We start from the raw sequence: 20,351 nt of genomic DNA on the forward strand, positions 1-20,351 counted from the left end.
GCGCGCGAATTATTGTTCGTAGCGGAAACGGAATTTCTCCTGCTCGCTTGCCGCTTTGGCCAGGATCCACTGACGAAAGGCCGCTATTTTACCCAGTTCTGCCTGGCTGTCATGACAAACCAGATAAAAAGCATTTTTACTCACCAGCACATCGTTAAACGGGCAGACCAGACGACCCGCTTCGATCTCCGATTGCGCCATCACGTTGTTCGCCAGCGCCACGCCCTGGCCATGGATCGCCGCCTGCAGCACCATCGAGCTGTGGCTGAAGATCGGCCCCTGCTGAACATTGAGGTTAACGCCCAACTGACGGGTATAAGTTTGCCAGTCGCGGCGCGAAGCATCATGCAACAGGGTGTGGCGCGCCAGATCGTCCGGCGTCTTTAACGCCTTCTCGCCGGTCAGCAGCAGCGGCGAGCAGACCGGGAGCAGATATTCGGCATAGAGTTTTTCCACGCGCAGGCCCGGCCAGTTGCCGCGACCGTAGAAGATCGCCACGTCAACATCGTCGGCGAGCTTGTCCTCTTCGCGGTCGACCGCCTGGATGCGCACGTCGATTCCCGGATAAGCTGAGTTAAAGCTGGAGAGTCTCGGCACCAGCCACTGAATGGCGAAACTGGGCAGCAAGCTGACGGTCAGCGCGCCCTTTGCGCTACGCGCCTGCAATTTGCGGGTGGCTTCATTGAGCTGGGAAAATATCTCTTTGATATCCTGAAAATAACTCTGCCCCTCCTCCGTTAACAGCAGCGAACGGTTGCGGCGGCGAAAGAGTTTCAGGCCGAGAAAATCCTCGAGAGACTTGATTTGGTGGCTTACTGCGGCCTGCGTCACAAATAGCTCATCGGCCGCGCGGGTGAAACTTAAATGGCGGGCAGCGGCATCAAAAACACGTAATGCATTAAGAGGTGGTAATCGCTTGGACATGGTTTATCAGGCTTAGATGTAAACTGAATTTAACAAACAGGAAACAGTAGTTAACCTATTAGTTTTTTTTATCTGAGCCATTATAAATTGTCCGTTGAGGTTGCACCAGCAAATACCTATAGTGGCGCCACTTCCTGAAGCCGGAACGAAAAGTGTTTTGGAATTGAGATTCTGAAGGGCTTTTGGCTTACGGTTGTGATGTTGTGTTGTTGTGTTTGCAATTTGGTCTGCATTTCAGACCCCGGTAGCGACGCTACCCCTTTTTCACTTCCTGTACATTTACCCTGTCTGTCCATAGTGATTAATGTAGCACCGCAAATTGCGGTGCTTTTTTTTTGCCTGGCGTTCTGGATTATTTCTCCAGAGCAACCATCTCTTTCACGTCAGAACGGTTGATCTGCTGCTCATTACCGTTCGCGTCTTTGTAGGAAATCATTCCTGTCTGGTCGTCAGTTTTCGGCTTGCCTTCGGAAATGATTGTACGGCCATCGTTGGTGTGCAACGCGTAGTTCGGGCTGGAACAGGCGCTCAGGGCGAAAGCTAAAGTACAAGCAGAAATAATTGCGGCAGTCTTCTTCATCTTCTTCTCCTTGATTTATTCTGGCAATTAATGCTGTGAAATACTCTTACTGGAAGAGTCTCAAACACGTTACTTACACTTATCAGCATAACCTGCTTACGCAGTTCCGCCAGTACAAACAGATAATTCCGATGGTTATCAATCCCCTTGCCCACGGAAAAAAAGTGCGCGACCATCGTCGGCCTACAGATGAGGATAAGTATGAACGCATTTAATCCTTCGCAGTTTCGCGCCCAGTTTCCGGCGCTGGCCGACGCGGGTGTCTACCTCGACAGCGCCGCGACCGCGCTGAAACCGCAGACGGTAATCGACGCCACGCAGCAGTTCTACAGCCTGAGCGCTGGCAATGTTCACCGCAGCCAGTTTGCCGAAGCGCAGCAGCTCACCGCCCGCTACGAAGCCGCACGCGACCAGGTCGCCACGCTGCTCAATGCCCCTTCCGGCAAAAATATTGTCTGGACGCGCGGCACCACCGAGGCGATCAACATGGTTGCCCAGTGCTATGCCCGCCCGCGCTTAAAAGCTGGGGATGAGATCATTGTCAGCGAGGCAGAGCACCACGCCAACCTGGTGCCGTGGCTGATGGTCGCGGAGCAGACCGGCGCAAAAGTGGTGAAACTGCCGCTGGCGGACGATCGCCTGCCGGATCTTAACCAGCTTCCTGCCCTTATCACCTCCCGCAGCCGCATCCTGGCGTTGGGACAGATGTCCAACGTCACTGGTGGCTGCCCGGATCTCGCCCGCGCCATTACGCTTGCCCATCAGGCCGACATGGTGGTGATGGTCGATGGCGCGCAGGGCGTGGTTCATTTCCCTGCCGACGTGCGGCAGCTCGATATCGATTTTTACGCCTTCTCCGGTCATAAACTCTATGGCCCAAACGGCATTGGCGCGCTGTATGGCAAAGCGGAGCTGCTGGAATCGATGACGCCGTGGCTCGGCGGCGGCAAGATGATCAGCGAAGTGACCTTTGCGGGTTTCACCACCCAGCCCGTGCCTTATAAGCTCGAAGCGGGCACCCCTAACGTGGCGGGGGTGATTGGCTTGAGCGCTGCGCTGGAGTGGCTGAACGGAATTGATATTGCGCAGGCTGAACGCTACAGCCGTGGGCTAGCGACGCTGGCGGAGGAGCAGTTGGCACAGCGCCCCGGTTTCCGCTCGTTCCGCTGCCAGGACTCCAGCCTGCTGGCCTTCACGTTTGACGGCGTGCATCACAGCGATATGGTGACGCTACTGGCGGGTTACGGCATCGCTCTGCGCGCGGGCCAGCACTGCGCCCAGCCGCTGCTCGCCGCGCTTGGCGTCAATGGCACGCTACGCGCCTCATTTGCGCCCTATAATACTCAACAGGATGTCGATGCGCTGGTCAGCGCCATCGACCGCGCTCTGGAACTATTGGTGGATTAATGACAAGCCCAGCTTTCGCCGGACATCCGTTCGGCACCGTGGTCACTGAAGAGAGACTGCGCCAGACCTTTGGCGCGCTCAACGCGTGGGAAGAGAAGTACCGCCAGCTGATTATGCTCGGCAAGCAGTTGCCTGCCGCAACGGACGAGATAAAAGCGCAGGCGCAGGAGATCCCCGGCTGCGAAAACCGCGTCTGGCTCGGCTCAACGCGTCTTCCCGACGGCACGCTGCACTTTTTTGGCGACAGCGAAGGACGTATCGTGCGCGGTTTGTTAGCGGTCTTGCTAACAGCGGTGGAGGGCAAACGCCCGCAGTCGCTTATCGAGAACGATCCGCTGGCGCTGTTTGATGAGTTGGGGCTGCGCAATCAGTTGAGCGCCTCGCGCAGCCAGGGGCTGGCGGCACTGGCCGCCGCCGTGCAGGAGCAGGCTCGTCAGGCGCTGGCCTGACGCTCTGCTTTCGCCATCAGTTTTTTTAACGCATGGGAGACCGCGACAAAGCCAAAGGTGGCGGTCACCATCGTTGCTGCGCCAAACCCGGCGGCACAATCCATCCGTTTTGGCCCTTCCGCGCTGCTTTTCATCGCACACACCGAACCATCCGCCTGCGGATAGACCAGCGCTTCGGTGGAGAAGACGCAGTCGATGCCGAGTTTGCCTTTACTGTTTTTCACCACGCCGAAATCGCTCTTCAGCCGCTCACGCAGCTTTGCCGCCAGCGGATCCTGAATGGTTTTCGCCAGATCGCTCACCTGGATCTGCGTCGGATCGATCTGCCCGCCCGCGCCGCCGGTGGTCACCAGCGGGATCTTATTGCGGCGGCAATAGGCGATCAGCGCCGCTTTTGGCCGCACGCTATCAATAGCGTCAATCACATAGCTGAACGAGGTGCTCATCAACTGCGCCACATTATCAGCGGTGACGAAATCGTCGATTACCGTGACACGGCACTCCGGATTGATGTCGCGAATGCGCGCGGCCATCACTTCCGCTTTCGCTTCACCGACGGTGTCGCGCAGAGCATGGATCTGCCGGTTGGTGTTGGTGACGCAGACATCATCCATATCAATCAGCGTGATGGCGCCAATTCCGGTGCGTGCCAGCGCTTCCGCGACCCACGAGCCAACGCCGCCGATGCCGACCACGCAGATATGCGCATCGGCAAACCACTGCAGCGCTTTTTCACCATACAAACGCGCCGTCCCGCCAAAGCGCTGGCGCCAGGCGTCGCTGATTACTGCTGACATATGAAACCTCAAGCTGAAACAGAGAACCCCCTCCGGGACCGGAAGGGGTGAAGAGTTTACCACATTCCCTTAGCCGCTAAAGACGTTGCCCGTCAGACCCGCGCCCGGCGCGTTCTTCAGGATCCAGACGCGGCCATAGTGGTTATACCAGCCAGCGCGATGCCCGGCTTCCGCGCCGATACCCTGATAGATGTCGAAGTGCTGGCCTTTAATTGCCCCGCCAACATCCAGCGCCACCATCAGGCGCAGCTCATACTGGCCGTTGAATTTGCCTTTACTGTCCAGTTGCGGCACTTCCGCCAGCAGCGTGGTGCCCGGCGGGATCACGGTTTTATCAGAAGCAACCGACGCGCGACCAATCAGCGGCACGGAGCTGGCGCCTTTTACCGGAGCCCAGGATTGCGGTTTAAAGAAGACAAAGGAGGCGTTCTCCTCCAGCAGCGCACGCACTTCCGCTTCGCTGTGCTTCTCGCCCCACTCGCGGATCGCCTGCATCGACATATCTTCGCGCTTCACTTCACCGCGATCGATTAACACTTTGCCGATGCTGCGGTAGGCATGACCATTTTTACCGGCGTAGCTAAAGAAGTTGAGCGGGCTGCCGTCACCGAAATCGATATAGCCGCTGCCCTGCACATCCATAATGAAGTTGTCCATCAGCGAGTTGCTGTAGGCCAGCACATAGTTCTCGCTAAGCGCCCCGGCGTAGATCTCCGCGCGCGAAGGCAGGCGGCCGCGTTTTGACGGCATGCGGTAGATAGGATACTGGAACTCGCCCTGGCGGGTGTGGCGCGCCTGCACCACCGGCGTGTAGTAGCCGGTAAACTGCACGTTGCCATAGTTGTCTGTGCCTTCCATCTGCCACGCGTCAATGCCGAACTGGCGCAGCGAGCGGGTATCGCCCCCGGCGCGCAGCCAGGCTTCAATGGCGTTATAGACGCTGCTCTGGTTGCCATAAAGGCGCGGTGCAGAGCCTCTGATCTGGCTCACCTGCTCGGAGAAGTCTCCGGCATTAATCGGTGCGCCCACGGCGTCAGGCTGATTAACGAGGGAAAAAGGCTGAGAGAATTTTCCGTCTTTATACTGTTGACCGCGATCGGTCGGTTTAGAAGAGCAGGACGCGAGAAGTGCCACCATCGCGCCTGTGAGTACGAACCTAGCCCAACGTGCTTTCATTGTTTCTCATCTTTTGGTTAACCCCAAGCCGGATGAAGATAACAAACCGCTGTGGCTAATGAAATGCACAAGAACATTCCGACACCAGTTTTGTTTAAATCTTAAGCACATTGTGTTGTTTTTAAACATAAAGTCCTTAAATCGACAAATGTCGCAAAAAAAGGTTGCATCAAATCGTCTACGGCGTATAGTGCGCTTCCACGGACGCGGGATGGAGCAGCCTGGTAGCTCGTCGGGCTCATAACCCGAAGGTCGTCGGTTCAAATCCGGCCCCCGCAACCAACACAATAAACACCTTAACGGGTGTTTTTTTGTTTCTGGCGTTTGTAAAAGCGCGCAGCAAACAAGAGAAAAAAAATGGCGCCCATCGGCGCCATTCTGTTATCCCCTTCTCGCCAGCGTCGCGCCATCCGCGAAGTAGGCTTTAATCCCTGCCAGAATCGACTCTGCGACTTCCTGCTGGAATTTTGCGGTCTTGAGCTTACGCTCCTCTTCCACATTACTGATAAACGCCGTCTCAACCAGAATCGACGGGATATCCGGCGCTTTCAGCACCGCAAAGCCCGCCTGCTCAACGCTGTTCTTATGCAGGTTATTGACGCGCCCCAGCTTATTAAGCACCGCTTTGCCAAACTTCAGGCTGTCGTTGATGGTCAGCGACTGCACCATATCGAACATGGTGTGATCGAGATAGCGGTCACCGCTTTTGCTTACGCCACCAATCAAGTCCGCCGCGTTCTGCGTATCCGCCAGATATTTCGCCGCTGTACTGGTCGCCCCTTTGGTCGACAGCGCGAAGACGGAGGAACCGTGCGGCTGGCGGCTGCTAAAGGCATCGGCGTGAATCGAGACAAAGAGGTCGGCGCGCTGCTTCTGCGCTTTCGCCACCCGCACCTTCAGCGGAATAAAGACATCCTCATTGCGGGTCATATAGGACTTCATATTGCCCTCTTTCTCGATAAGCGCATGCAGGCGGCGAGCGATTTGCAGCACCACATCCTTCTCACGGGTTTTATATTTCCCCGTCGCACCCGGATCTTCCCCACCATGACCGGGATCGAGCATGATCACAATTGGCCTGTCGCGCCCGGCTTTGCCCGGCTGCGGGCCGCTCTGCGCGGGCGGCACCTGCTTATCAAGATCGCCCTGGTTGTACTCTTCAAGCAGCGCCAGCAGCGGATCCTGCACATCCTGCGCATTCGCCGGATAGAGATCCATCACCAGACGCTCTTTGAAGCCTGCGACCGGCGCCAGCGCAAAGAGTTGCGGTTTCACATTCTGCTTAAGTTCAAACACCATGCGCACCGTCTGCGGATCGAACTGACCCACACGGGCTGATTTGATAAAGGGATCGTCACTGCGGATCTGCGTTCCCATGCCCTTAAGCACGGAGTTGAGGTGAACGCCTTGCAGATCCACCACCAGGCGGTCGGGGTTGCTCAAGGCGAACTGTTTGTACTTCACCACGCGGTTCGATTCCACCGTCACACGGGTATAGCTCGACGCAGGCCAGACGCGCACGGCGACCACCTGACTGACGGCGGCCAGGCCAATCTGGCTCACGCTTAATAACCACATCGCCCCCGCACCCTGTAATAATTTGCGGCGGCTCAGCGCTGAATGACTTCCCGACATGCTTCTCCCGAGCAATTTGTTTAAATAATGCTTAACGTCAGAATTGACGGAAAACTTTAGCGAATGATGCATAAACTGTCATCTTTTAAAGGGTAAACATATGTCTGGCGCTATGCTTCACAAAGACGGGAGAATCCTGGGTTAAGAAAATTTGTGCTTGCAGCGAAGGCAATAAAAGAATAAAAATACACTTTTTACGAATAATCATGCAGTGAGGATAGGCCGTGGTCAAAGAGCGCAGAACCGAACTGGTGCAGGGATTTCGCCATTCCGTTCCCTATATCAACGCCCATCGGGGAAAGACATTCGTCATTATGCTCGGGGGTGAAGCCATCGAGCATGAAAACTTCTCCAGCATTGTCAACGACATCGGCCTGCTGCATAGCCTCGGGATCAGGCTGGTGGTGGTCTATGGCGCCCGCCCGCAAATCGACGCCAACCTTGCTGAACATCACCACGAACCGATCTACCACAAACACACCCGCGTTACCGACGCCAAAACCCTTGAACTGGTGAAACAGGCCGCAGGGCTTTTGCAGCTGGATATCACTGCGCGGCTGTCGATGAGCCTCAACAATACGCCGCTGCAGGGCGCGCATATCAATGTGGTCAGCGGTAACTTTATTATTTCGCAGCCGCTGGGCGTTGATGACGGCGTTGACTACTGCCACAGCGGCCGCATTCGCCGTATTGATGAAGAGGCGATCCACCGCCAGCTCGACAGCGGCGCGATTGTGCTGATGGGGCCGGTTGCGGTTTCCGTCACCGGAGAGAGCTTTAACCTCACCTCCGAAGAGATTGCCACCCAGCTGGCGATCAAGCTGAAAGCGGAGAAGATGATCGGCTTTTGCTCGTCGCAGGGTGTGATGAATGATGAAGGCGAAATTGTTTCTGAACTGTTCCCTAACGACGCGCAGGCGCGTGTCGAAGAGCTGGAGCAGCGCGGCGACTACCACTCCGGAACCGTGCGCTTCCTGCGCGGCGCGGTAAAAGCGTGCCGCAGCGGCGTGCGTCGCAGCCACTTAATCAGCTATCAGGAAGATGGCTCGCTGTTGCAGGAGCTCTTCTCCCGCGACGGTATTGGTACGCAGATTGTGATGGAGAGCGCCGAGCAGATCCGCCGCGCCACCATTAACGACATCGGCGGCATTCTGGAACTGATTCGCCCGCTCGAGCAGCAGGGCATCCTGGTGCGCCGCTCCCGCGAACAGCTGGAGATGGAGATCGATAAGTTCACGATCATTGAGCGCGACAACCTGACTATCGCCTGTGCGGCGCTCTACCCCTTCCCGGAAGAGAAGATTGGCGAGATGGCCTGCGTGGCCGTGCATCCTGATTATCGCAGCTCGTCACGCGGCGAAGCGCTGCTGGAGCGTATTGCGTTGCAGGCGCGGCAGATGGGGCTCAGCAAGCTGTTTGTGCTCACCACCCGCAGCATTCACTGGTTCCAGGAGCGCGGCTTTACGCCGGTGGATATCGACTCGCTGCCTGAAACCAAAAAGCAGATGTACAACTACCAGCGGCGCTCAAAAGTGCTGATGGCCGATCTGACCTGATTCACGCCCCGCCCTGTGCGGGGCGTTTTATTTCAGGGCGCTGAACAGCGCTTCAAGTCCGCTGCGCCGCTCGGTGCGGGTAGCAATCGCCTGGCCCAGCACGCGCTCATCGGCATAGAGCGAGAGCCGTTTACGTGCGCGAGTAATCGCGGTGTAGACCAGCTCGCGCGTCACCACCGGCACGTTTTGCGCAGGCAGGATCAGCGCGGCGTGATCGAACTCAGAACCCTGCGATTTATGCACCGTCATCGCCCAGGCGGTTTCATGCTCCGGCAAACGGCTCGGCTGCACCGACTTGATCTTACCGCCAGGTAGCGGGAACCAGACGCGCATCCCCTGCCCCTGATCCAGCGCAATACCGATATCACCATTGAACAGCCCCAGCGCGGAGTCGTTGCGCGAAATCATCACCGGCCTGCCGTGGTACCAGCGTGAGAAGGGCTGGCGGGTAATTTTACGCTGACGCACCAACGCCAGCTCAAGCCGTTCATTCAGCCCGCTGACGCCAAAAGGCCCTTCGCGCAACGCGCAGAGCAGCTGGTACTCGCCGAAGGCGGCGATAATCGCGTCCGGTTCGGCATGGCCCTGCACCAGCGAGAGATAGTGCCCATAGCCCGCCAGCGCGTCGTCAATCATCTCCTGATAGGCTTCGGCACTGTTGAGCGGTTTCCGCTCGATATCCTCAAAGCCCTGGCTGAAGACCGCCTGCGTGGCGCGCTTATCACCGCGGTTAACCGCGGCGGCCAGTTGACCGATGCCGGAGTGGCTGCCGAAGCGATAACTTTTTTGCAGCAGGCAGAGGCTGTCGCGCAGCGCGGTGGCGGCCTCGCCTTCGCCTGCGGGCACTTTCGCACCGGTTAAGCGTGAGAGTTGCGCCGCGCGCGTCGCACTGTAACCGGCATTTACCCAGGCGCAGATATCCCCCAGCACCGCACCGGCCTCAACGGAGGCCAGCTGATCGCGATCGCCGAGGAAGATCACCCGCGCCCGCGGCGGCAGGGCATCAATCAGCCGCGACATCATCGGCAGGTCAATCATTGACACCTCATCCACCACCAGCACGTCCAGATGCAGCGGGTTGAGCGCGTGATGGCGCATGCGCTGGCTTCCCGGCTGTGCGCCGAGCAGCCTGTGCAGCGTGCTGGCCTCATCCGGCAGCAGCGCTTTTTGCGCCTCATCAAGGGGTAGCTGGCGCAGCGCGTTGCCGAGGGATTCGGTTAACCGCGCGGCGGCTTTACCGGTCGGCGCCGCCAGGCAGATACGGCAGCGGCTGCCATTGAGCGTTTGTACCAGCGCCGCCAGCAGCTTCGCCACGGTGGTGGTTTTACCGGTTCCCGGCCCGCCGGAGATCACCGAAATTCGCCGGGTAAGCGCCACGGCGGCGGCGACTTTTTGCCAGTTCACCTCGGCTTCATTGTCTGGCGGAAAGAGTGAGGCCAGCGCCTCAGAAAGCCGGGCTTCATCCGCCTCATCAATGACTTCCTGGGCGGCAAAGAACTCCGCGACACGTCGCTCGTTCCACCACATACGGTTCAGGTAGAGGCGCGCATCGTGCAGAATAATCGGCGTTGCGCCGCTGCCGTCGCCAACCGCCGGGGAGGCAAGCAGCAACGCCTGCCAGTCGTCGGGCGGCCCGGCCATCTCAAACAGCTGGCGGGCGAGCGGCGAATCAGCGCCGAACACCTCGGGCGTCAGGCGTGAGAGCGGCAGACAGACGTGCCCCTCTCCGGCATCGCGGCTCAGCAGCGCGGCGGCCAGCAGCAGGGCGGGCTCTTCCGTGCCAGCCACCGTCAGGGCAAACTGCACGTCCAGCGGACGCAGCAGCTTCTGCTCCATCGCTTCTTGCAGTAAAGCCTGCACATTCATGGCGTCATCTCCGGTACTTCACCTGCAAACAGGGTATCCATGCGGGCGATCAGCGCTGCCTCCGGGCGGGTGGTAAAAATTCCCTGCTCCGGTTGCTGCGCCTCCACGCCGCGTAAAAAGAGGTAGATCACACCGCCGAAATGGCGTTCATAGTCGTAATCGGCGATGCGGTGGCGTAAATAGCGGTGTAGCGCCAGGGTATAGAGCTGGTACTGCAAATCGTAGCGATGGGACTGCATGGCCGCCGCCATCGCCTCTTGCGTATAGGCCTGCGCGTTTTCGCCAAGCCAGTTGGATTTGTAATCGAGCAGGTAGTAGCGCCCCTGATGGCGAAACACCAGGTCGATAAAGCCCTTCAGCATCCCGCGCACGTCGCGAAAATCGAGCGGCGCGCAGCCGGCCGACAGCGGATCGTAGCGACGGATAAGCCCGTCGAGCGCCTCTGCGCTCAGCGTGGCGCTGATGGGGAGATAAAACTCCATCTCAACCTGTTTATCTTTAGCCGTCAGTTGGCTAAGAGAGACCCCGGCTGTGGTGAGCGGCGCGTGCAGCACCGTCTCCAGCCAGCTGCTCAGCACCGGCTGCCAGTGCTCCTCATATCCTGCCACCAGTAGCTTTTCCGCCACCCACTCCGGTGATACCGGCTGGGTAAAGTCGATATCTTCAAACAGACTGTGCAAAAAGGTGCCAGGTGCCGCGCCGCGCGGAAACTGGTGCGGCGTCAGCATCGGCTGTGTCTGCACCTCGCGCTCACCTGCGGCGTCGACATCCAGACGCGGGAGCAGATCCTGAGCAAGGCCATGACCGCGCTGTTGCAGACCCGAGTAACTGGTCACGCGCCAGTCATCGGCGACCCGGCGCATCACTTCGCGCACGCTGAGCGCGGGCGGCTGCGGCTGCGGTAACTCCCAGCGCTCAGTGTCCGGCGTGGGCGGCGTCGCCAGCACAATCTCTTCATTGCAGATCTCTGCCAGCGCCTGACGCAGCCCGGCGGCATCCAGCGCTTCGCCCTTCTGGATCAGCCGGCCCAACGCGCTGAGGTGGAAATCAGTGGGCCCGCTCTTCTCGCCACGACGGCGAAACAGCGGCGCAATGCCAAGGCTGCAATGCCACACCGAACGGGTAAGCGCCACATAGAGCAGGCGTAAATCTTCCGCCAGCCGCTCCGCCTCTGCCAGCTCAATGCTCTCTTCGGCATGGCTGAGATCGAGCACCGCGTTGAACGAGGCGCGATCGTGGTAAAAACCCTGGTCCTGTACGCGGAAGTTGGCGATAAATGGCAGCCAGACCAGCGGATACTCAAGGCCTTTCGATTTATGAATGGTGACAATCTGCACCAGGTGTTTATCGCTCTCCAGACGCATCTGCTCGCTGGCGGCGCTGGTGTTCGGCTCGGCGATATGCTGCGTCAGCCAGCGGGTAAGTGCGTGCTCACTTTCAAGCTGCGTGCCCGCTTCCTGCAACAGTTCGCTGACATGCAGAATATCGGTTAAACGACGCTCTCCGCCGGGCGTGGCGAGCAGGTTTTCCGCCACGTTACGCGCACTCATCAGCGTGCGCAGCATCGCCATTACGCCGCGTTTTTGCCACAGCTCGCGGTAGTGGGAAAACTCCTCAACCACCCGATCCCAGGCCTCTTCATCAAGATTGAGCGCGTCGATATCCCGCGCCGTCAGCCCAAGCATCGAGGTTGCCAGCGCGCTGCGCAGCGTGTTTTCACGCTCCGGCGTCAGCACCGCATGCAGCAACCAGAGCAGCTCCTGCGCTTCCGGCGTTTCAAACACGCTGTCGCGGTTGGATAGGTAGACAGAAGGAATGCCGAGCAGCGTCAGCGCATCGCGGATAAGCGATGCTTCATGGCGGCTGCGTACCAGCACGGTGATATCCGAAGCTTTCACCGGCCGCGCTTTATCCCCTTCGTAGAGCAGCGCATCGCCTTTTTGCCCGGCGCTGAGCCAGTCGCGGATCTGCATCGCGCAGAGCTGTGCCATAAAGCTCTGGTAATCACCGACGCCCACGCCTTCGCCCTCCATCAGCCACAGCTTCATCGACGGCTGGGTTTCCCCCTTCACCGCAAAGCGCAGGCCGCTGTTGCGCGCAGCCGCTTTCACCGGCAGGAAGGGGATCTGGCGGAACATAAACGCGTCGTCCATCTGGCTAAAGAGCCGGTTGACGCTGGCGATCATCCCCGGCGACGAGCGCCAGTTGGTGTCGAGAGTGTAGCGGGCGCTCACTTCGTCGCGCGCTTTCATATAGGTGAAGATATCAGCGCCGCGAAAAGCGTAGATTGCCTGTTTAGGATCGCCAATCAGCAGCAGGCCACACTCGGGCTGATTCAGCCAGATACGGCTAAAGATGCGGTACTGCTGCGGGTCGGTATCCTGAAATTCATCGATCATCGCCACCGGAAAACGGCTGCGGATAGCCGCAGCCAGCGCCTCACCGTTCGGGCTTTGTAAGGCGTGATCGAGCCGGCTGAGCATGTCGTCAAAACCGAGCTCACCGCGACGGCGCTTCTCTTTTGCCACCGCGTCGCGGATTTCGCGCATCGCGCGGGTCAGCACCAGATCGCTCAGAGTCAACGGCTGCGTCAGCAGCGTTTCGATGGCGACAAACAGCGGATGCTCGGGCACGACGCCGCCCGCTTTGGTGCGCTGGGCGAGAAATGCCTGCGAGAACTTCTCCAGCGCGTCCGGCAGCAGATAGGTGCTGGTCTCCTCCTGCGCCCAGGCAGAGATCTTCTCAATCCATTTTCCCTGGTTGCCGCGGTTGAACTTGCGCCGGTCGATGCCGGAATTTTCCAGCAGCGGCTCCAGTTCACTTACAGAGTCGAGCCACTGACGTTTCACCGCATTAATCTGCGAGACGATCTGCGCATGGCGTGACGCAAGGGTCTCCTCCTCCGGCGGCGGCGATTTGATCTGCGGGGCTTCGCCCTGTAAATAGCGGTCGATGGACCTGAGCAGATCCTGCGGTCCCTTCCACAAATCGTGGATCACCTGCGCAATGTCGCGCGGCAGCGGGTAGCAGTGGCGACGCCAGAAGTCGGCGCAGGCCTGGTAGCGCAGCAGGGTTTCATCTTCCAGCAGTTTCAGTTCAAACAGCATGCCGGATTCAAAGGCATTGAGGCTGAGCATGCGCTGGCAAAAACCGTGAATAGTAAAGACCGCGGCTTCATCCATCTGCCGCTCCGCCAGCATCAGCCAGTGGGCGGCCTGCTGTTTATCCTCAATCTCTGCCAGCAGGCTGGCATAGAGCGGGTTGTCGCTGCTTTCACGCAGGCAGGCAATACGTAGCTCATGGATGTTGCTGCGAATACGCCCACGTAGCTCTTCCGTCGCCGCTTCGGTGAAAGTGACCACCAGCAGCTCTTCGACATTGAGCGGGCGGGGAAAGGCGGCATTGCCGCCAAGCCCGAGTAACAGCCGCAGATAGAGCGCGGCGATGGTGAAGGTCTTACCTGTGCCCGCCGAGGCTTCAATCAGGCGCTCGCCGGTAAGCGGCAGGCGCAGGGGATCAAGGGTCTCAGCGGTCGTTTCACTCATTTTTCTCGCTCATCAAGGGTAAGGATTGTTGCAAAGCGCTGGCGTCCTTCCACACCTTCCAGCCGTCAGGGCGGGCGTAGTCGGCTTTTCCGCTCTGGCTTCCGGAGATCTGTGACAGTATCGCCATACCTTGCGGCTCAACCACCGCCTGATGGAAGAAGTCCGCAAGTTTTTGCGGCGTCAGCGCTTTTATTTGGGCCACTACTTTATCACGTGAATCGAAGCGCATATTGCCGCGATCGAAATCTTTGCTCAATTTGGAAGCCTCCTCGCCTAATGTCTGCGGCGCTTGCAGCATTTGCGCAATGACACCCTGCTGGATCTGCGCAAACTCCTCCGGCTTCATCGCGCGCAGGCGCGCTTCAGCGGTCGGGAAGAAGGCTTTATAGCGCTCCCAGAGCCAGGCGGGCTGCTTCTCATTGCTCTGCAACAGGAAGCCCATTCCCCACTGACGGCCAACATTGATGGGGAAAGCAAAGACGGCATAACCGAGCTGCTCTTCGGTGCGCAGCTGGTTGTAGAACCACGGCTGCACAATCTGCCCGAGCATCGCGCTGTACGCCGAGCTGCTGTACTCATCAAAACCGCTCGGCACAAAGACGGCAGCCAGCGCGGAATCGGTGCTGTTGCCCGCTTTCTCAAACATGACGTTCTGCTTTTTATCCACCAGCACGTCTTTGTTACGGCACCACTCGTTACCGCTGGTGCCAAGCTGTTTTTGCACGTTGCGGGCAAGGTCTTTCGCCTGCTGTTCGCTCAGGTTACCCACCACCAGAAACTCCGGGCGGGCGTTGTGCTTCAGCGCATCGCGATAATGGAGAATGTCCTGCACGGTGATCGACGGCATCAGGGCACGGCGCGCTTCGCGCGGGAAATAGGGCACCTGCGATATCATCTGCACCGGCATAATCGCTTGGTCAAACGCTTTGCCCTTCTCCGCCGAGGCCATCATCCGGCTGTACCAGGATTTCGCCTGCGTCAGCTGCTCCTCGGTTGGCGTATAGCTGAAATACCCCTCCAGCAAGGCGCTGAAGAGCTGCGGCAGGCGCTGCGTGTAGCCGTTGGCATTCAGCATCAACCCGTTATTAGCATTGGTGGAGAAGCCGATGCCACCGACCGCGGCCTGGTTACTGAGCTGATCGAGCGCCAGCCCTGCCAGATAATCATTTAAGGCAAACATTACCTGATTTTTCGCGCTGTCCATCGCCTGCGGATTACGCAGCACCACGCTGACATCCGCGCGCGGTTCATTGGCGAAGTAGCGGCTTGGCATGTAGACCACGCGCAAAGCAGGTTCATCAACAATAAGCTCCGGGTGCGTGTATTTTTTCGCCGGGGTAATCAGCGAGAAGTCATCCGGAATATAGGGGTTAAGCTCCGGGAATTTCAGTTCGATCCCTGCTTCATCCTTTTGCCAGGCGGCAAAGCGATCAGAGGTAATTTTCTCCACCTGGTAAGGGGCATCAACAAAGTAGGCCTTTTTGTTGTGCGGCTCATCGGGGCTGATATACCAGATACGCGCGTTTTGCGGCGTCATCTCATCAAGGCGCGCCTGCACCGCTTTAGCATCAAACTGGTCGGCGATGTTGACGGAATCGAGGGTGTGCGCAACCGGCACGCGGATCATCGTGTCGGCGAGCCACTCAACGTAATCCATATCGCGGGTGATCGACGGGTAGCGGAAATCGAGATCGAGAATGTGCGCCAGCTCGTCGAAATAGCGTTTATCGATCCCCTTTTCGCGCAGCAGTTGCAGGTAGCTGAAGATGGCGGCGACCACCCGATCGCGGTTCGCCAGCCCTTTATCCGTCAGCGTGGCAGAGATAGCCAGCACGCCGCTGTTGCCGTTGACTACCGGGTCGGAGTCACCGCGAATCCCCTCAACCAGCCCCTGGCTTTGCAGCCAGTCCGAGAGCGTGCCCGGGCTGCGATTGCCAATCAGATAGGTAATCAGCTCGTCAGTTTTGCTGCGAAAGGCCGCCGTGTTGTTATCAATACGAAACTCAACGCGCAGCACCTTGTTCGGCACTTCCGGCACGTAGTGAATAATGATGCCTTTTTGCGCATCCGTTACCACCGGCACAGTGATCTCAGGGCGGGTGATATTTTTGTTGGGAACCCGGCCATAAGTCTGCACCGCGAGCGCCGCCAGCTCGTTAAGCGGGCGATTACTGTAAATCACCGCTTTCATCAGGTTGGCCGAGTAGAACTTATCGCGAAACGCCAGCAGCGCGTCATGCACCGGGCTGCCCGGTTTATCGCTGAGGGTTTCAAGGTTGCCGCCGGAGAAGCGCGCGCCTGGGTGAGCGGGGTTGATGGTCTCCGCACTCACCTGCGCCATGCGCATGCCGTCACGGGTACGCGCCATGGTCAGCTCCGCGTTGACCGCGTTACGCTCCCGCTCGGCGTACTTCTTTGCCAGCAGCGGCTCGGCGATGGCATCTGCTAAGCGATCCACGGCGCCGTCCAGCGCATCGTTTTCCACTTCCAGATAGTAAGCGGTGCGATAAGGCGCAGTGCTGGCGTTGTGGCTACCGCCGTGCATTTTGAGGTATTCAGCGAGGCTGTCTGGCTGCGGATACTTTTTCGACCCCATCAGCGTCATGTGCTCAAGATAGTGAGCAAGACCTGGGTGACTATCGGGATCTTCAAGCGAGCCGACCGGCACAACCAGTGCGGAAAGAGATTTGACCGCCTGCGCATCCGAGACCAGCAGCACGACCATGCCGTTATCGAGGCGGATCGCCTGATACTGCCGCGTATCTTTGTCGCTCTTACGGATAGTTTCTTTAACAGGCTGCCAGCCGGTGTCAGCCTGACTGAGTGGCGCCCACAGGGCAAAAAACAGAACGAAGATAGTTAACCAGGTGCTGCGGGGCATTCACGAACCTCATCATTAACTTTTCCTGCTCCCCGATAACCGCAGGAGTAGCAGGTAAATGTGCGCTGACAGCGTCAGCACGCGTGTTATATCAGTCCGTGACCGTCGCGCATAATAAGGGATGGCTCCCCTCTGCGCAATTTTTATACCGTCAGGCGGGCTGATTGTGTCGATAAAGCGGTAACAGGAAACGTTGCGCCTGCGCGGTAATCTCTGCGAAGTACTCCGGCTCGAGGGTTCGCCACAGACGCTGATACCAGACATCGGCACCTTCTCCGCTGACCACCATGTTGCCTTCATACGCCTGCAAAAATTTGCTCTGCGCTTTTTGCAACGTCTCGTCGTCCTTTACCATGGCATCATTTGCCGCGTCATAACAGGCTTTTATCCACGCGCCGCCGCTTTCCGGTAGCAGTAGCAAGGGTTTCGCCATCCCTTCGCGATAGCCTTCGATCATTAACGCCAGGTAGCGCAGCGCCTCTTCGGGCGGCAGCGGTGGGAAACGCCACTGACCATCTTTGCGCACAAAGAGACGGCTCTCTCCCGTTCCGCCACTGGCACAGTAGACAAGATGTTCCAGCCAAAGTTGCAGCCCCTGGGAGACCTTCAGCTGCGATGGACGCCAGCGCAGCAACCCGTCCGGCTGCACGTGGGCCAGCCATCCGGTCAGGTGAACACCCGCGCAGTGCAGGTCGATTTCGAGGCTGTCTGCCGGTTGGCGATGCTCAATAACGCGGCTGGCCAGCGCCTGCATCTCTTTGCACTGCGTCTCCCAGACAATCTCACCAAACGCCCCGTATGGCAGCACACCCGCAGCCCGATACCGTCGGAACAGTTTTTCCGCATCCTGCTCTTCAACCAGCGCATTCAATAACTCGTTATTAAGCTGGTAGCGATCGAGGCCATCAAGAATAAAGGGCTCGGCGTCAGGTATATCGCTCTCTTCGGGGCGGAAGTTAACCCGCAGACGCATCTGGAAGAAGGCGCGCACCGGGTGCGCCCAGAAGCGCTGAAGCTGGTCAAAGGCCAGCGTCTCAAGCGTTGGCGTCTCCAGCGTCTGGATAAAAGGCAGATGCTCTTCGCCCTGCAGGCTGGCGGCGGGCAGCCAGTCGCGGGCATAGCTCTGCCACTCATCCACCGTATAGTTAGCCGGGTCGAACGGCATGCGGGTATGCAGATGGGTGATATGTGCCTTCACCCGCCGCTCGCTTTCGTCGCAGTTGAGCGCCTCATCTCCCGGCAAATGGTGGCTCTGGCCGATATAGTCCACCAGCTCCTGCACCAGCACAGACGGAAAACGCTCTTTGTTATCCTGGATCGAACGGCCTATATAGCTGATATAGAGCTGCTGCTGCGCGGAGATTAGCGCTTCCAGGAAGAGATAGCGGTCATCATCACGGCGGCTGCGATCGCCGCGCTGCGGTTTCTGGCTCATCAGATCAAAGCCGAGCGGAGGCAGCGTACGCGGATAGATGCCGTCGTTCATCCCCAGCAGGCAGACCACCTTGAAGGGGATCGAGCGCATCGGCATCAGCGTACAGATATTGACGGGGCCAGCGAGGAAGCGCTGGCTAATGCGTTCCTGATCGAGACGCTGAGCCAGTTCATCACGCAGCAGCGAGAGCGGGACCGCTTCGCCATAGCTCGCGCCAACGCCCTGGGCGATGATCGCCTGCCACTGCTGCTCAATCAGCGCCAGTGCAGCTTCGGTCTCCTGATCGGGCAGGAAGAAATCATTAAGCATCTCCCGGCAGACCGGTAGCCACTCCTCCAGCGGGCGCTCTTCGGCAAGCCCCCGGCGCCAGATATTGAGCTGCATCAGCAGCGAGGCCAGGTGACCGACCAACTCCGCAATCAGCCCGCTCGACTCGTCATAGGGCAGAATTGACTGCCACTCGCCCCGGTGGCTCTCCATGGCGTAGCCGAGCAGCATACGCGTCAGGCCAAACTGCCAGGTGTGCTGCCCGGTAGGCGGCAGTTCGAGCTCGCGCACGTTGTCATCGTCCATCCCCCAGCGAATGCCGGACTCGTTTACCCACAGGCGCAGGTAGCGCAACCCCTCTTCGGTAATGTTGAAGCGGGCCGCCAGCACCGGCACATCCAGCAGGGCCAGCACATCTTCCGAGACGAAGCGGCTGTCCGGCAGGGATAAGAGGCTGATAAAGGCTTGCAGCGCGGGGTGAGCCTGACGCGCACGGCGGTCAGATACCGCATAGGGAATATAGCGCTCACCGCTGGCGCTGCCGAACACCGCCTGAATATAGGGGCTGTAGCTGTCGATATCTGCCACCATCACTACGATATCGCGCGGCGTCAGCTCCGGATCCTCCTCCAGCATCGCCAGCAGACGATCGTGCAGCACCTCCACTTCCCGCTGCGGGCTGTGGCAGATATGCACCGTAACGCTGCGATCTTCTGGATCGAGCGGGCGTTTCTTATCGCTGCGCGCGAACTCCTCTGCCGTAACGCCAGCTACCGCGCTGTTTTGCAGCTCAAGGATGTCGTATTTCAGGTTTTGCAGCAGCGAGCCCGGGGTGATGTCGACAAAGGCATCCAGCTCTTCATAGCGCTCCATCCCCGCCAGCAGAAAGATGTTGTCGCGCCCGAGCTTGCCCCAGGAGGCCAGCAGTGGGTTACCCACATCCTGCTCCCCTTCGCCATTGAACAGACCTTCCGCGCTTTGCGTATCGCGGAAAAGAGGAAACTGGCGGTCATCCCGGTGATGACGGCGGCGGCGCGTGACGAGCCGTGCGAGAAACGCCGGGTCTTTGATATCGCCCCAGTAGTAGCGACAGGGGTTAGTAAACAGCAGATGCACATCAATATGTTTGCCCAGCGCCTGCAGGGCTTGCAGGTAGACAGGCGGCAGCGCGGAGATGCCGCAGATAAAGACGCGCGCAGGCAGCCCGGCAGGCGGCTCTTTCGCCGATTCAAGCCGGGAGATAAAGCGCTGATAGAGGTTGGCGCGGTGCCAGTGGGGCTGGCCTAACTCGCGCGTATGTTCAACCAGCGCGCGCCAGAGCGGTGCCTGCCAGCGCTGCGCGTCGTCCAGCCCGTCGACCCGTTCACCCGCCTCCCAGCGCGTCAGCCACTCCGGGCGATAAACCAGATACTGATCGTAGAGATCCGCCACGCGTGAGCAGAGCTGGAACAGTTTGCGCTTGTCATCATCATCGTGAAGATAGTGATGCAGCATGGCAAAATCTTCATGCTCCAGCAGCGCAGGCAGCAGCGACATCAGCTTCCAGCTCATACTCTGTTTGTTAAAGGCGCTCTCTTTGGGAATGTCCTCCAGAACGGTAACGAACATCTCCCAGATAAAGCTCGCCGGCAGCGGAAAGGTGATATTGGCAGCGATGCCAAATTTTTGCGCCAGGGTCATCTGCAGCCACTGCGCCATCCCGGTGCTTTGCACCATGATCACTTCCGGCGCAAAGGGATCGTCGAGCCTGTCATGCTCAACGATAAACTCCATCAGTGCTTCAAGCACATCCAGACGATTGGAGTGATAAACCCTTAACATACGTGCTCCTGG

The 20,351-nt window shown here is 58.7% G+C and carries 12 protein-coding genes and 1 tRNA gene; 4 read left to right on the forward strand and 9 right to left on the reverse strand.

What is annotated here, in order from left to right; all coding sequences use genetic code 11:
* Positions 1–9: 9 nt before the first annotated feature.
* Positions 10–924, reverse strand: coding sequence for a glycine cleavage system transcriptional regulator GcvA (gcvA, locus tag IAE50_RS17860; protein WP_023481079.1), 915 nt, complete (start codon positions 922–924; stop codon positions 10–12).
* 352 nt (positions 925–1,276) lie between these two features.
* Positions 1,277–1,504: a YgdI/YgdR family lipoprotein gene (locus IAE50_RS17865; RefSeq protein WP_023481080.1), complete on the reverse strand. Its 228-nt coding sequence runs from the start codon at positions 1,502–1,504 to the stop codon at positions 1,277–1,279.
* A gap of 201 nt (positions 1,505–1,705) precedes the next feature.
* Between IAE50_RS17865 and csdA the strand changes: the two genes are divergently transcribed.
* Both csdA and csdE read left to right on the forward strand, forming a co-directional pair.
* On the forward strand, positions 1,706–2,911 hold the full coding sequence (gene csdA / locus IAE50_RS17870) for a cysteine desulfurase CsdA (RefSeq protein ID WP_200580860.1): 1,206 nt from the start codon (positions 1,706–1,708) through the stop codon (positions 2,909–2,911).
* A complete protein-coding gene (gene csdE, locus IAE50_RS17875; protein WP_200580861.1) occupies positions 2,911–3,360 on the forward strand; it encodes a cysteine desulfurase sulfur acceptor subunit CsdE in 450 nt (149 codons plus the stop codon). Before csdA ends, csdE begins: the two co-directional genes overlap by 1 nt.
* Here the strand turns inward: csdE and tcdA are convergent.
* Positions 3,345–4,157 (reverse strand): tRNA cyclic N6-threonylcarbamoyladenosine(37) synthase TcdA, encoded by an 813-nt coding sequence (gene tcdA / locus IAE50_RS17880; RefSeq protein WP_042713386.1) that lies wholly within the window; start codon positions 4,155–4,157, stop codon positions 3,345–3,347. The genes csdE and tcdA overlap by 16 nt on opposite strands.
* A gap of 69 nt (positions 4,158–4,226) precedes the next feature.
* Positions 4,227–5,333, reverse strand: coding sequence for a murein transglycosylase A (mltA, locus tag IAE50_RS17885; RefSeq protein ID WP_094421911.1), 1,107 nt, complete (start codon positions 5,331–5,333; stop codon positions 4,227–4,229).
* Between the two features lie 205 nt (positions 5,334–5,538).
* Here mltA and IAE50_RS17890 point away from each other — a divergent pair.
* A tRNA-Met gene (locus tag IAE50_RS17890) sits at positions 5,539–5,615 on the forward strand.
* A 99-nt stretch (positions 5,616–5,714) separates the two neighbouring features.
* Here IAE50_RS17890 and amiC read toward each other — a convergent pair.
* Positions 5,715–6,968, reverse strand: a complete 1,254-nt coding sequence (amiC, locus tag IAE50_RS17895; protein ID WP_200135192.1) for an N-acetylmuramoyl-L-alanine amidase AmiC — start codon at positions 6,966–6,968, stop codon at positions 5,715–5,717.
* 224 nt (positions 6,969–7,192) lie between these two features.
* Here amiC and argA point away from each other — a divergent pair, with 224 nt between their 5' ends.
* Positions 7,193–8,524: an amino-acid N-acetyltransferase gene (gene argA / locus IAE50_RS17900; RefSeq protein WP_023481070.1), complete on the forward strand. Its 1,332-nt coding sequence runs from the start codon at positions 7,193–7,195 to the stop codon at positions 8,522–8,524.
* Between the two features lie 27 nt (positions 8,525–8,551).
* On the opposite strand, the gene recD is transcribed toward argA, so the two are convergent.
* The 4 genes from recD to recC all read right to left on the reverse strand — a co-directional run bounded on the left by recD (position 8,552) and on the right by recC (position 20,339).
* Positions 8,552–10,390, reverse strand: a complete 1,839-nt coding sequence (gene recD, locus IAE50_RS17905; RefSeq protein ID WP_200580862.1) for an exodeoxyribonuclease V subunit alpha — start codon at positions 10,388–10,390, stop codon at positions 8,552–8,554.
* Positions 10,387–13,935: an exodeoxyribonuclease V subunit beta gene (gene recB / locus IAE50_RS17910; protein WP_200580863.1), complete on the reverse strand. Its 3,549-nt coding sequence runs from the start codon at positions 13,933–13,935 to the stop codon at positions 10,387–10,389. Before recB ends, recD begins: the two co-directional genes overlap by 4 nt.
* A complete protein-coding gene (gene ptrA / locus IAE50_RS17915) occupies positions 13,928–16,816 on the reverse strand; it encodes a pitrilysin (RefSeq protein WP_200580864.1) in 2,889 nt (962 codons plus the stop codon). Before ptrA ends, recB begins: the two co-directional genes overlap by 8 nt.
* 151 nt (positions 16,817–16,967) lie before the next feature.
* On the reverse strand, positions 16,968–20,339 hold the full coding sequence (recC, locus tag IAE50_RS17920) for an exodeoxyribonuclease V subunit gamma (protein WP_200580865.1): 3,372 nt from the start codon (positions 20,337–20,339) through the stop codon (positions 16,968–16,970).
* Positions 20,340–20,351: the final 12 nt, after the last annotated feature.

Origin of the sequence: Kosakonia sp. S42 (assembly GCF_016624785.1) — a bacterium.
Taxonomy (GTDB): domain Bacteria; phylum Pseudomonadota; class Gammaproteobacteria; order Enterobacterales; family Enterobacteriaceae; genus Kosakonia; species Kosakonia cowanii.